Annotated in this window: 10 protein-coding genes; 8 read left to right on the forward strand and 2 right to left on the reverse strand. The window is 61.6% G+C overall.

The annotated features are described in order from the left end of the window. Positions 1 to 8: 8 nt before the first annotated feature. The gene (locus AC0Z42_RS12290; RefSeq protein ID WP_485468504.1) at positions 9 to 3,200 is read right to left on the reverse strand and encodes an Rne/Rng family ribonuclease; all 3,192 of its coding nucleotides are present in this window, start codon (positions 3,198 to 3,200) and stop codon (positions 9 to 11) included. Positions 3,201 to 3,879: 679 nt separating this feature from the next. On the opposite strand from AC0Z42_RS12290, the gene AC0Z42_RS12295 reads away from it, so the two are divergent. The 4 genes from AC0Z42_RS12295 to AC0Z42_RS12310 all read left to right on the forward strand — a co-directional run bounded on the left by AC0Z42_RS12295 (position 3,880) and on the right by AC0Z42_RS12310 (position 7,012). Continuing rightward, positions 3,880 to 4,875, forward strand: a complete 996-nt coding sequence (locus AC0Z42_RS12295) for an RluA family pseudouridine synthase (protein ID WP_485468505.1) — start codon at positions 3,880 to 3,882, stop codon at positions 4,873 to 4,875. Between the two features lie 86 nt (positions 4,876 to 4,961). Beyond that, complete coding sequence (locus AC0Z42_RS12300; RefSeq protein WP_485468506.1) at positions 4,962 to 5,621, forward strand: HAD-IA family hydrolase; 660 nt, start codon at positions 4,962 to 4,964, stop codon at positions 5,619 to 5,621. After that, positions 5,618 to 5,995, forward strand: coding sequence for a Rieske (2Fe-2S) protein (locus tag AC0Z42_RS12305; RefSeq protein WP_485468507.1), 378 nt, complete (start codon positions 5,618 to 5,620; stop codon positions 5,993 to 5,995). The genes AC0Z42_RS12300 and AC0Z42_RS12305 overlap by 4 nt, the downstream gene beginning before the upstream one ends. 27 nt (positions 5,996 to 6,022) lie before the next feature. Then, a complete protein-coding gene (locus AC0Z42_RS12310; RefSeq protein WP_485468508.1) occupies positions 6,023 to 7,012 on the forward strand; it encodes a S49 family peptidase in 990 nt (329 codons plus the stop codon). A 320-nt stretch (positions 7,013 to 7,332) separates the two neighbouring features. Here the strand turns inward: AC0Z42_RS12310 and AC0Z42_RS12315 are convergent, their stop codons facing one another. Continuing rightward, on the reverse strand, positions 7,333 to 7,698 hold the full coding sequence (locus AC0Z42_RS12315) for a hypothetical protein (protein WP_485468509.1): 366 nt from the start codon (positions 7,696 to 7,698) through the stop codon (positions 7,333 to 7,335). Positions 7,699 to 7,906: 208 nt separating this feature from the next. Here AC0Z42_RS12315 and AC0Z42_RS12320 point away from each other — a divergent pair, with 208 nt between their 5' ends. From AC0Z42_RS12320 to flhA, 4 genes are all read left to right on the forward strand, one after another. Further along, positions 7,907 to 8,617, forward strand: a complete 711-nt coding sequence (locus AC0Z42_RS12320) for a pseudouridine synthase (RefSeq protein WP_485468510.1) — start codon at positions 7,907 to 7,909, stop codon at positions 8,615 to 8,617. A 147-nt stretch (positions 8,618 to 8,764) separates the two neighbouring features. After that, on the forward strand, positions 8,765 to 9,763 hold the full coding sequence (locus AC0Z42_RS12325; protein WP_485468511.1) for a fumarylacetoacetate hydrolase family protein: 999 nt from the start codon (positions 8,765 to 8,767) through the stop codon (positions 9,761 to 9,763). Between the two features lie 138 nt (positions 9,764 to 9,901). Next, positions 9,902 to 11,095 carry a flagellar biosynthesis protein FlhB gene (gene flhB / locus AC0Z42_RS12330; protein WP_485468512.1) on the forward strand — a complete coding sequence of 398 codons (1,194 nt, stop codon included), beginning with the start codon at positions 9,902 to 9,904 and terminating at the stop codon, positions 11,093 to 11,095. Continuing rightward, positions 11,092 to 13,188, forward strand: a complete 2,097-nt coding sequence (gene flhA / locus AC0Z42_RS12335) for a flagellar biosynthesis protein FlhA (protein ID WP_485468513.1) — start codon at positions 11,092 to 11,094, stop codon at positions 13,186 to 13,188. Before flhB ends, flhA begins: the two co-directional genes overlap by 4 nt. Positions 13,189 to 13,311: the final 123 nt, after the last annotated feature.

Genomic DNA, 13,311 nt, shown 5'->3' on the forward strand with positions numbered 1-13,311 from the left:
CGGCTCGCTTATGGACGCTGCGTGTTGACCTGGATCAATGGCTCATCCGACTGCGGCGGCAATGGCTTGCGTTCGCGCGGCTTGCGTACCGGTGCCACGGCCTTGGCGGCCGCTTCCTGCGCCAGGCGCAGTTTTTCCGGATCGGTGGCGGCCAGGGTCAGGCCGGCCGAACCGAGCACGGCGTCCAGGTCCAGCGGCGCTGCAGCTTGTGCGGCGACCGGAGCGACTTCAACCGGAGCAGGAGCAGGAGCAGGAGCAGGAGCAGGAGCAACTTCCGCCACCTCGGCCACCGGTTCCACCACAGGCGCAGCCATTGGTGCCGGTGCTTCTGCAACAGGCTCGGTCACTGCAACCGGTGCTGCCGCAGGAGCAGGCTCGGCAACCACTTCCACCGCTGCTTCCACTGCAGCTGGTGCTTCGACAGGCGCTGGGGCCGGTGCTTCCACTGCTTTTTCGGCAAAGCTGTACTCGGCGGCTGGCGCGGGTTCGGTTTCTGCCGGTAAAGCTTGTGCTGCAGCAACAACGTTTTCCGCTGGCGCTTCCGGCACGATCACTTCGGCTGGCGCTGGTGCAGGTTCGGCAGCGGCAGCTTGGGTAGCGGTTTCGGCAACTGCCACCACTTCCGTCACTTCCACTACCTTGGCCACTTCAGTCACTTCCACCACCACGGCATCAGCCTGCGGTACCGGCGTGGCGGTCACTTCCACCAAAGTGGCGCTGGTAACGATGGCCAGTGCAGGCGCTGCGTCATCGGCCGGGGCCACGGTAAAGCTGACGGCAGGCGCTTCCTGGCCATCGTTCTCGCCGTTTGCCGATTCGATCAGCTCGCCCGTTTCACGGTCGCGGCGGTTGCGGTTGCGGCCACCACGACGACGGCGGCGGCGCGGTTCTTCACCTTCGCCTTCGACATCGCTTTCTTCGCCTTCAGGGCCGGCATTTGCCGGAGCTTTTTCCAGGCTGGTTGGCGCTGGCGCGTCGATGGCAGGGCCGGTCGACGGCACGAGCACATTGACCGGCGTGGTGATCACGCCCACGGCGGCCAATTCCTCGGCCTTGATGTCGGTCTTGAACTCGGCTTTCACTTCAGTAGCCACTGGCTTGTCGGCGCGTGGTTCGCGCGCTTCACGCGGTGGGCGTGGCGTACGCTCGGCACGCTCGGCGCGCTCCGGACGTTCGGCGCGCTCAGGACGCTCGCCGCGTTCCGCGCGTTCGCGCGGTGCCGGCGCCGTCAGGTCGCCGGCTTCACGCGGTTCGCGTGGCGGACGTGGCGGGCGTGGCGGACGCACGGCTTTTTCCAGTGCTTCGGCTTCTTTCGCGGCATCGTCCTGGGCCGGACGGCCCTGGCCTGGTTCGCGCTCTTCGCGGCCCGGCTTGCCGTTGCGGCCACGGCCACGCGGGCCACGGCTGTTGCGGTCGCCACGGTCGGGCGTGCCGGCAGGTTTGACTGGCGCGACAGGCGCCGGGGCTGGCGCCACCGGTGCCTGCGGGCCGTTGAAGAAGCTGACGACCTTGGCCCAGAAACCTTGTGGCGCAGGTGGCACGAACACCGGGGCCGGCTTGACTTCAACTGGCTTGCGTTCGACCATCGGTGCAGGCTGGTCAGGCGTGATCGTCTTGACGACGGCTTCCTGGCGCGGCTTGGCTTCTTCCTTCTGGCGCTTGCTGTAGGCCATGTCGGTTTCGGCGCTTTCAGCCAGGTTGTAGCTGGCCTGGCTGTCTTCCAGACGCGGATCGTCATGCTTGATGCGTTCGAGCTTGTAGTGTGGCGTTTCCAGATGCTTGTTCGGGATCAGGATCACGGCGATGCGGTGACGGTTCTCGATCTTCAGCACTTCGCCGCGCTTTTCGTTCAGCAAAAAGGCGCCGACATCGACCGGTACCTGCACGTGGATAGTGGCCGAGTTTTCCTTCATCGCCTCTTCCTGAATGATGCGCAGCACCTGCAGGGCGGACGATTCGGTATCGCGGATATGGCCGGTGCCCGAGCAGCGCGGGCAGGTCACGTGCGAGCCTTCGGACAGCGAAGGGCGCAGGCGCTGGCGCGACAGTTCCATCAGGCCGAAGCGCGAGATCTTGCCCATCTGCACGCGGGCACGGTCATGGTGCAGCGCGTCTTTCAGGCGCTGTTCCACTTCGCGCTGGTTCTTGGCCACTTCCATGTCGATGAAGTCGATCACGATCAGGCCGCCCAGGTCGCGCAGGCGCAGCTGGCGGGCCACTTCTTCGGCCGCTTCGCAGTTGGTGTTGAAGGCTGTGGTTTCGATGTCCGAGCCGCGCGTGGCGCGGGCCGAGTTGACGTCGACCGAGACCAGCGCTTCGGTGTGGTCGATCACAATCGCGCCGCCCGATGGCAGCGGCACGGTACGGCTGTAGGCCGTTTCGATCTGGTGTTCGATCTGGAAGCGCGAGAACAGCGGCACGTCGTCGCTGTAGCGTTTTACGCGGTGCACCATGTCGGGCATCACGTGGCTCATGAACTGGTGGGCCTGGTCGTAGATCTCGTCGGTATCGATCAGGATCTCGCCGATATCGGGCTGGAAGTAGTCGCGGATCGCGCGGATTACCAGGGAGCTTTCCTGGTAGATCAGGAAAGCGCCGTTGGCCGACTTGCCGGCACCTTCGATGGCGCGCCACAGTTGCATCAGGTAATTCAAGTCCCACTGCAGTTCATCGACGTTGCGGCCGATGCCGGCGGTGCGGGCAATTACGGACATGCCCGCTGGCAAGTCCAGTTTATCCATGGTTTCGCGCAATTCCTGGCGCTCTTCACCTTCCACGCGGCGCGATACGCCACCACCGCGCGGGTTGTTCGGCATCAAGACCAGGTAGCGGCCGGCCAGCGAAACGAACGAGGTCAGGGCAGCGCCCTTGTTGCCGCGTTCTTCTTTTTCGACCTGGACCATGATTTCCTGGCCTTCGCGCAGCGCTTCCTTGACGGAGGCGGTACGCACATCGACGCCTTCGCGGAAGTAAGTGCGGGCAACTTCCTTGAATGGCAGGAAGCCGTGGCGGTCTTCGCCGTAGCTGACGAAACACGCTTCGAGCGAAGGCTCGATACGCGTGATCACGCCCTTGTAGATGTTCGATTTGCGCTGTTCGCGCCCGGCTGTCTCGATATCGATGTCGATCAGTTTTTGTCCGTCGACAATCGCTACGCGCAGTTCTTCTTGCTGCGTGGCATTAAACAACATGCGTTTCATTTTTATAACTCCGCGACCCGTAGGCCATCTCAAAGCCGCTTCCTGGGAAGCGGCGAAAGTACAGGGATATACGCGAGAACGGGAGTGTTGGCGGGGGGAATGCCCAAGCGTGCGGAGCAACAACGTATATACGTTACGGCCGCAACAGGCGCGGTGATGTCGATCGACATGCCGAGTGACATGACACCTGTACTCATCTGATGCAGCCCGAAATCGCGGGAGCAGAGAATGCAGGCGGTCAGCAAATTCAGAGCCAAAGCGTAAGCCGGCTCACCTACTGGAATCGCGATGGCGAGGCTTGGCCTCAGCCTATTCATCGACAACCCTCAATAGTGTGGCTTCATACGGGGTTTGGCGAAAACGGCAAGCGTTATCAACTTCATCAACCCGCGAGCCCGACTCGATAAGTCGCGCTAACGGGTACTTATCCTTTTAATCCAGATCACTCTCTTCAGCATCCCCGCGCTTATCCGATTACAACTACGGTGCAACCTTGATGGGCGCGAGGGTGGTGCGTATACGTTTTTTTCCACCGAATTTGCAATTTGGCGAGGCCGGTGGAGACGCCCCTGTGTAAAATGTGCTTTTATTCTTACACCAGCAGCAGCCAGGGCCGCAGCAAAAACAATTATATATTCAAAATGAAGGACTTAGAGAGATTTCTGGGAAGACATAGTAAATGAAGAGTCAAAATGATGTTGTTCCCCCTTCAACACCCCCGATTCAGCCGCAAGCGCAATTCGTCACCATCGATGAAGAAGAAGCAGGCCAGCGTATTGATAACTACTTGTTAAGAGTATGCAAGGGAGTGCCTAAAAGCCACATCTACCGTATTTTGCGATCGGGAGAAGTGCGGGTCAACAAAGGCCGTATCGACCAGCTGTACCGCCTGGCCGCCGGCGACGTGGTGCGCATTCCACCGGTGCGCGTGGCCGAAAAAGCAGCGACCGGCGCACCGGCGGCCGAGTTCAAGATCATCTTCGAAGACGCGCACATGCTGGTGATCGACAAGCCGGCCGGCGTGGCCGTGCATGGCGGCTCGGGCGTGTCGTTCGGCGTGATCGAGCAATTGCGCGCCTCGCGCCCGGACGCCAAGTTCCTGGAACTGGTGCACCGCCTGGACCGCGATACCTCGGGCCTGCTGCTGCTGGCGAAAAAGCGCTCGGCGCTGACCAACCTGCATGAGCAGATGCGCGACGGCGTCACCGACAAGCGCTACCTGGTGCTGGTGGCCGGCGACTGGAAAAATGCGCGCCAGCATATCAAGCTGCCGCTGCACAAATATACGACGGCCGAGGGCGAGCGCCGGGTAGCGGTGCAGGCCGACGGCCTGGCGTCGCATACGGTGTTTTCGTTGTTGCATAAATATAACAACTTCGCCCTGCTGGAAGCCGAACTGAAAACCGGCCGTACCCACCAGATCCGCGTTCATCTGTCTTCGTCGGGCTTTGCTATCGCCGGCGACGACAAGTACGGCGATTTTGCCCTCAATCGCGCGCTGTTGAAAGCCGATGCCACGCGCGGTTCCCTGAAGCGCATGTTCCTGCACGCGCATCAGATCACCTTTGTGCATCCCGAAACCGGCAAGACGATGACCCTGAACGCACCGTTGGCCGCCGAGTGCGAGCGTTTCTTGGTAAGCTTGGGCAAACCACTTGCCGTTGCCACACGTTAAGCACTCGTACCGTGGGGACTACTCACAAGGTAGTCAGCGGTCAACTTTTACCACTCAAGGAGCCGGCGGCTGGAACGTCGGGAAACATGGCAAGAAAGCAATTTGATCTGATCGTCTTCGATTGGGACGGTACGCTGATGGACAGCACCTCGACCATCGTCCGCTGCATCCAGGCGGCGGCCAAGGACCTGGGCTTGCCGGTGCCGACCGAGTTGCTGGCCTCGCACGTGATCGGCCTGGGCTTGCAGGAAGCCATGCAGGTGGTCATGCCTGGCATCGAGCCCAAATATCACGCGCGCATGGTTGAGCGCTATCGTTATCATTATCTGTCGCGCGACCATGAGCTGGTGCTGTTTGCCGGGGTGCAGGAGATGCTGCTCGACCTGTCGCAGAATGGTTATTTCCTGGCTGTTGCCACCGGCAAGAGCCGCGTCGGCCTGAACCGCGCCCTGAACGCCGTCAAGCTGCTGTCGCTGTTCGACGCCACGCGCTGCGCCGATGAAACCTTTTCCAAGCCCCATCCGGCCATGCTGCAGGAACTGACGCGCGAGCTGGGCCAGGACATGCGCCGCACCGTGATGGTCGGCGACACCAGCCACGATTTGCTGATGGCCAGCAATGCGGGTGCGGCCGGTATCGCGGTCGAGTACGGCGCCCATCCGGTGTCGCAGTTGCAGGAATGCAAGCCGATGTATTCGGCTGCGAATGTGGCGCAGTTGCATCAATGGCTGAGCGAGCACGCATGATGGCCGAGGTACAGGAAATCCTGATCTGCGCCGCCGACGCCGTCGCCGAAGGCGGCAAGGGCGTGCGCTTTCCCGTGCAGGCGGGTGGCGAGGCGACCACCGGCTTTGTGGTGCGCTACGACGGCAAGCCCTACGGCTACCTGAACCGCTGCGCCCATGTGCCGATCGAACTGGACTGGGCCGAAGGCGAGTTTTTCGAATCGAGCGGCTTGTATCTGATGTGTTCCACGCATGGCGCCATCTATGTTCCCGACAGCGGCTTCTGTGCGGGCGGCCCGTGCAAGGGTGGCCGTTTGCGCCCGATCGCGGTCAGTGAGCGCGACGGGCAATTGTTTTGGCAGCCCGATGAGTATGTGATGCCCCGCCAGGCTTGAGCGCGCGGCTATTTGATAAAGTGAATCATGAGCGATAACATCAACGACAAACCGGCGCATCCCCCTGCCGGTGCCGGCAACAGCCAATGGGAACGCACGGTGCTGGAAAAGCTCGTGTTCGCCACCGTGCAGGAGCAGCGCGCGCACCGGCGCTGGAGCATCTTCTTCAAGATCTTCAGCCTGCTGATCGTGCTGTTCGCGCTGTGGGTGTTTTATGACTACAACAATATGGGCGATACGGAAACCCTGGGCCGGCATACGGCGCTGATCGATATCAGCGGCGAGATCGAGTCCGAAGGCGCCGGTTCGGCCGCTGTCGTGATCCCGGCGCTGGACAAGGCGTTTTCGGACAGTGGCTCGGTGGCGGTGGTGTTGCACATTAACAGTCCCGGCGGCAGTCCGGTGCAAGCCGGCATGATCGTCGATGAAATCCTGCGCCTGCGCAAAGGCTACCCCGACAAGCCCTTGTATGTGGTGGTCGACGAAATGTGTGCTTCGGGCGGCTATTACATCGCCGCCGCGGCCGACCGCATCTACGTCAACAAGGCCAGCGTGGTCGGTTCGATCGGCGTGCTGATGGATGGCTTCGGTTTTACGGGCGCGATGGAAAAAGTCGGCGTCGAACGTCGCTTGCTCACTGCCGGCGAAAACAAGGGCTTCATGGATCCGTTCAGCCCGCTGAGCGAGAAGCACAAGGCGCATGCACAGAACATGCTCAATGAAATCCACCAGCAATTCATCGCCGTGGTGCGCGCGGGACGCGGCAAGCGCCTGAAGGAAACGCCGGAAACCTTCTCCGGCCTCTTCTGGACCGGCGCGCGCGCCGTCGAGATGGGCCTGGCCGACGATTTTGGCACGGTCGACAGCGTGGCGCGCGATATCGTCAAGGCTGAAGACATCGTCGACTACACGCAGCATGAAGGCTTGCCGGAGCGGGTGCTGAAGAAATTTGGCGCTGCCATGGGCGCTGGCGCCATGAAGGCGGCCGTGCAGCAGGCCCAGCCGTCGCTGCGTTAAGCGTTGGCGAAAGAAGAATAGTTTTCAAGCTCCGCGGTAATTGAGCTTGAAAATCTTGCTGTATGGGCTATATTGAAACAGTAGTTCTTCTCAAGGGAGGGTGATATACATCAACTATGTTGTCAGTACGAACTTGATCCGTCTGTCCTGGAACTACTTGCTGCATCGACGATGCGGTTTTGAGTGAATTTATATTCCTCACTAAAGTCCCGGCGGGACTTGGGAGCGGCGGCGCAATGCCGCCGTTTCCTTTTGCTGTCACTACCGATGTGGATGCAGGCGTGCGGCGCGGGGGCATGGCGCGAGCAGGCATCAGGTAATCAAGCGGTACAGTTATGGCAGGCGGCAGGCACTATCTGCGCTGCTGCCTTTGTCTCTGCCTCCGTCTCTTCAAGCACAACGTTGGCCGTGCCAGCTGGCATGGCCACGTCGGTTTCTGCGCTGGCCTGGGCAAAGCCGCCATCGGCCAGCCAGCACAGGAAATGGCATTGGGCAGCGGCATGCCATTCAGCCTGGCTGGACGCCATGGCCGGGCCCTGGTCGTGTTCCCGCTTCGCGCCCGCTGCGTCACCGCGCCAGCGCGCCACGCTCAGTTGCACCTGATGCATGGCACCCTGTTCGATGGCGATGCGGGTGCGCATCTGGTCTATGCTGCCCTCCAGGGTGATGGTGTCGAGATGTTTCATATGTTCTCCTTCGTGATTCCTGCCGTAATTCCTAAAGCTCATTAGGCCGATTCCTAATGAGGTTTCAGTCTAGCAATGCGATTTTCTTGCTGCTTGACATATCTCAAAGGAAATAACTACTTGACCGAAAAACAGTCCTTGTGGTTTGGCATATCTGTGCGCGAACCTCGTCTTCACGCCATGGTGCGCATCTGTTAAAGTCACGCCCATGAGTAAATTATCCCTAGACCGCATCCTGCAATCGCAGGGTTTTGGCACCCGCAAGTACTGCCGTTCCCTTGTCGACGATGGCGAGGTTGTCATTGATGGCGTGACCCAGACCAATTACCGCACCACCGTGGAAACCGATGGCCTGGTGCTGCAGGTGTTCGAAGAAGAGTGGGCTTATCGCCAGCACCTGTACCTGGCCTTGTACAAGCCGGCCAATTTCGAGTGCTCGCGCAAGCCGAGTCACCACCCCGGCGTGCTGACTTTGCTGCCGGAACAGTTTACCTGGCGTGAGGTGCAGCCAGTCGGCCGGCTTGACCACGACACGACCGGCATGCTGCTGATGTCCGACGATGGCCCGTTTATCCATGCACAATCGTCGCCAAAGCGGCATGTGCCGAAGATTTACCAAGCCACCACGCAAGAGCCCGTCACCGACGAACTGGTGGCGCTGCTGCTGGCCGGCGTGCAGCTGCACGACGAACCGGCGCCGCTGGCGGCCCTGGTCTGCGTCAAGCGCGGCGAGCACCAGCTGGAAATCGTGCTGGAACAGGGCAAATACCACCAGGTCAAGCGCATGCTGGCCGCCGCCGGCAACCATTGCACGGCGCTGCACCGTTCGGCCATCGGCAGCCTGACGCTGGAGTCCTTGGGGATCGAAGAAGGCGAATGGTGCTACCTGACGCCGGAACAGATCGCTCTTTTGGCCTGATCATCCCCATTAGCGTCTTTTCCACCCCAAAAGCAAGATCCGGGCTCGGACCCTGAGGGTCCGATCCCGGCATTTTCGCCGTTCGGGGTGAGCGCCAACTATTTTGGCGTCATTGCCATTGCTCATATCTGACAAAGTTTTCCGTACATGAAATTAGCCACACTGAAGGACGGCACCCGCGACGGCCAGCTGGCCGTCGTCTCGCGCGACCTGAAAACGGCGCACCTGGCCGATGGCATCGCGCCAACCTTGCAAAAGGCGCTCGACGACTGGAGCTTTATCGCGCCCCAGCTCGATTTGCTGTACCAGACCATCAACAGCGGACGCGGCCACCGCGCTTTCGACTTCGACCCGGCCAACTGCATGGCGCCCCTGCCGCGCAGCAGCCAGCGGGTGGCGGGTGCTGCCTATCTGCAGCAGATCGAGCGCGCCTGCAAGGCGGCCGGCCAGGAGGTGCCGGCCGACCTGCGCGATGCGCCGCGGCTGTACCAGGGCGCCAGCGATGCATTCCTGGGCGCCCAGGACGAGATCGCGCTGGCCTACGAGCAATGGGGTATCGACTACGAGGCCGGGATTGCCGTCATTACCGACGACGTGGCGATGGGCGCGACGGCCGATCAGGCGCACATGAATATCAAGCTCCTGATGCTGGTCAACGACATTACCTTGCGCAACCTGGCGCAGGCGGAGCAGGCCAGCGGCTATGGCCTGGTGCAGTCCAAACCGGGCATGGCCTGTTCGCCGGTGGCAATCACCCCGGATGAGCTGGGCGACGCCTGGCGCGGCGGCAAGGTGCATCTGCCGCTACGCTGCAGCCTGAACGGCAAGTTGAGCGGCCAGCCACAGGCTGACGCCGACATGGCCTTCAATTATCCGCAATTGCTGGCCCATCTGTGTCAGACGCGCCAGGCGCGCGCCGGCAGCGTGATCAGCGCCGGCGCAGTTGCCAACAAGGAAGTCAAAAAGGGTTTTTCCAGCATCGTTGAGCGACGACAGCATGAGTTGCATGCCGATGGCGTCATCAGCACGCCCTACATGCTGTTTGACGATACTGTTCGCATCGAGATGCTGGGCGAGGACGGCAAGTCGCTGTTTGGCGCGATCGAGCAGGTCGTGAAACAGGCAGAAACGCGGCGCTCAAGATAATTTCAGCCTGGCAAGCTGAAATGCAGGGCATTTATCCTCCTGTTCGCCGCATGGCAATTCAGGCCTGGCGGCAATAATACTGCTTGTTCAGTCCATCATGCGCCAGTTGGGGCCGCAGGACGTCACCGGAGTTGATTGATGTCGGAAGACAGCGACGCAGAAAAGACCGAAGCCGCGTCACCGAAGCGCCTCGAGCAGGCGCGTGAGGAAGGCGACGTTCCGCGATCGCGTGAAGTGGCGACGTTCACGGTGCTGATGGCGTCGGGCTGCTGCCTGTGGTTTGCCGGCGACGCCATCGTGCGCCGGCTGACGGCGGTGATGGTGTCCGGCCTGACCCTGGACCGGGAACAGATACTCAATCCGAATGCCATGATATTGCGCGTCGGCAGCGACGTCACCTCGGTGCTGCTGACCTGCCTGCCGTATGCGGTGGCGATCATGGTGGTGGCGCTGGCGTCGCCGCTGCTGGTCGGCGGCTGGCTGTTCAGCTCGAAAGCATTTACGCCCAATTTCGGCAAGCTCAATCCGATACGGGGGCTGGGCAACATGGTGTCGAAGAACGCCCTGGTCGAGCTGCTGAAAGCGCTGGCCAAGACTTTGGTGGTGGGGTTTGTCGCCTGGCTGGTGATGCAGCATCACAAGGATGCCGTGCTGGGCCTGTCGGTGGAGTCCCTGCGCGCCGGTTCGGGCCACATGATCAGCCTGTTGATCAGCGCTTTTCTGTTTATCGTCGGCGCGCTGGGCCTGATTGCCGCCATCGACGGTCCTTACCAGATGTGGCATTACGCCAACAAGATGAAAATGACCCTGCAGGAAGTCAAGCAGGAAGCCAAGGAGTCGGACGGCAATCCGCAGATCAAGCAGAAGATCCGCCAGATGCAGCACGAGATGTCGAAGCGCCGCATGATGGCCGATGTGCCGACCGCCGACGTGGTGGTGACCAACCCTACCCACTACGCGGTGGCGCTGAAATACGGCGAGAATTCGCGCGGCGCGCCGCAGGTGGTGGCCAAGGGCGCCGACGAAGTGGCCGCAAAAATCCGCGAACTGGCGGGCGAGCACAAGGTCGCCATCCTGGAAGCGCCGGCGCTGGCGCGTGCGCTGTTCAAGCATACCGAGATCGGCGACGAGATTCCCGAAGCCCTGTACGGCGCCGTGGCCGAAGTGCTGGCCTATGTGTTCCAGCTGCGCAGCTACGGCAATGGCAACGGCCAGCGCCCCGACAAGCCGAAAAAGCTCGATGTGCCGGCCGAACTCGATCCGCTCAATCCCGCCTCGCAAAAGCAACCCGCGCCCGGCGCAGACAAGAACAATAAAGGAAGCACATCATGAACGGCTTGAGAATGCCAGCCTGGCTGAGCGGCATGAACAACAATGCCAGCAAGGGCCTGGCCGCGCCGATCATCATCATCATGCTGCTGGCGATGATGGTGCTGCCGCTGCCGGCGTTTATCCTCGATATTTTCTTCAGCTTCAATATTGCGCTGTCGATCATCGTGCTGCTGACCGCCTTGTATACAGTCAAGCCGCTCGACTTCATGGCCTTCCCGACGATTTTGCTGGTATCGACCATGCTGCGCCTGTCGCTGAACGTGGCCTCGACCCGCGTGGTGCTGACCGAAGGCCATACGGGCGCGGATGCGGCCGGTAAAGTGATCGAGGCGTTCGGCCACTTCCTGATTGGTGGCAACTACACGGTCGGTATTGTGGTGTTTATCATCTTGACGATCATTAACTTTACCGTCGTCACCAAGGGTGCAGGCCGTATTGCCGAAGTGGGTGCCCGCTTTGCTCTGGACGCCATGCCCGGCAAGCAGATGGCGATCGACGCCGACCTGAACGCCGGCCTGATCGCCGAAGACGAAGCGCGCCGCCGCCGCACCGAAGTGGCGCAGGAAGCCGAATTCTACGGCGCCATGGACGGCGCCAGCAAATACGTGCGTGGCGATGCGATCGCCGGCATCATGGTAACGGTGATTAATATCATCGGCGGCCTGCTGGTCGGCCTGATCCAGCATGACATGGGCTTTGCCGATGCACTGAAGAACTATACCTTGCTGGCCATCGGTGACGGCCTGGTGGCGCAGATTCCTTCGCTGATCATTTCGACGGCGGCCGGTATCGTTGTTTCGCGCGTGGCCAGCGACCAGGACATCGGCACCCAGCTGGTGGGCCAGCTGTTTGCCAAGCCACAAGTGCTGTATATTACCGCCGGCATTATCGGCGGCATGGGCCTGATTCCCGGCATGCCGAACCTGGTGTTCCTGCTGCTGGCCGGCGCACTGGCCGGCTCGGCCTATATGATCACCAAGACGGCGCAAAAGAAAAAAGCCGACGCGGAAACGCCGGCCGAAGCGCCGCAGGCGACCGTGGCGCCGGAACAGGAAGAGGCCAGCTGGCAAGACATCATGCCGGTCGACACCCTGGGCCTGGAAGTGGGCTACCGCCTGATTCCGCTGGTCGACAAGTCGCAGGGCGGCGAATTGCTCAAGCGCATCAAGGGTATCCGCAAGAAATTCGCCCAGGAAGTCGGTTTCCTGGCGCCACCGGTGCATATCCGCGACAACCTGGAACTCAAACCTTCGGCCTACCGCATCACGCTCAAGGGTGTCGAGGTGGGCGTGGGCGAATCGTTCAATGGCCAGTTCCTGGCGATCAATCCCGGCATGGCCAGCGGCAGCCTGCCTGGCGTGGCGACCACCGACCCGGCCTTTGGCCTGCCGGCCACCTGGATCGACGCGGCCCTGCGCGACCAGGCGCAATCGATGGGCTACACGGTGGTCGATGCCGGCACCGTGGTGGCGACCCACCTGAATCACCTGATCACCTCGCACGCTTCCGAACTGCTGGGCCGCGCCGAGGTGCAGTCCTTGCTCGACCACCTCGGCAAGGACGCGCCGCGCCTGGTGGAAGACCTGGTGCCGAAGATGCTGTCGCTGTCGACGCTGCAAAAAGTGCTGCAGAACCTGCTGATGGAAGGCGTGCACATCCGCGACATGCGCACGATTATCGAAACCCTGGCCGAACACACCGTGCACACGCAGGACCCGACCGACCTGACCGCGCTGGTGCGCGTCTCGCTGGGCCGCGCGATCGTGCAGCAATTGTTCCCCGGCGCGGCCGAACTGTCGGTAATGACCCTGGACAACCGCCTGGAACGCTTGCTGATGCAGGCCATGGGCGCCGGCGGCGACGGCTCCGGCATCGAGCCGGGCCTGGCCGACACCATCGCCCACCAGGCGGGGCTGGCCGCGCAACAGCAGGAAGCCATGGGCCTGACGCCTGTGCTGCTGGTGCCGGCGCCGCTACGCGCGCTGCTGTCGCGTTTCCTGCGCCGCGCCTTGCCGCAACTGAAGGTGCTGTCGCATGCGGAAGTGCCGGAAACCAAGACGATTAGAGTGACGAGCCTGGTCGGCGCGCAGTAAAAGGCGCAAAGAAACCAATTTCCTCTCGGCAAATTGAAATACGGCCCATTTCCGGTCCTGTTCCTTCTATCATTTCCTGCGCGCATCCCCAATAATGGAGGCTGTCCGAGTGATCTTCGTCCC

The organism is Janthinobacterium sp. 1L-D-8-B-C4, from assembly GCF_057291295.1.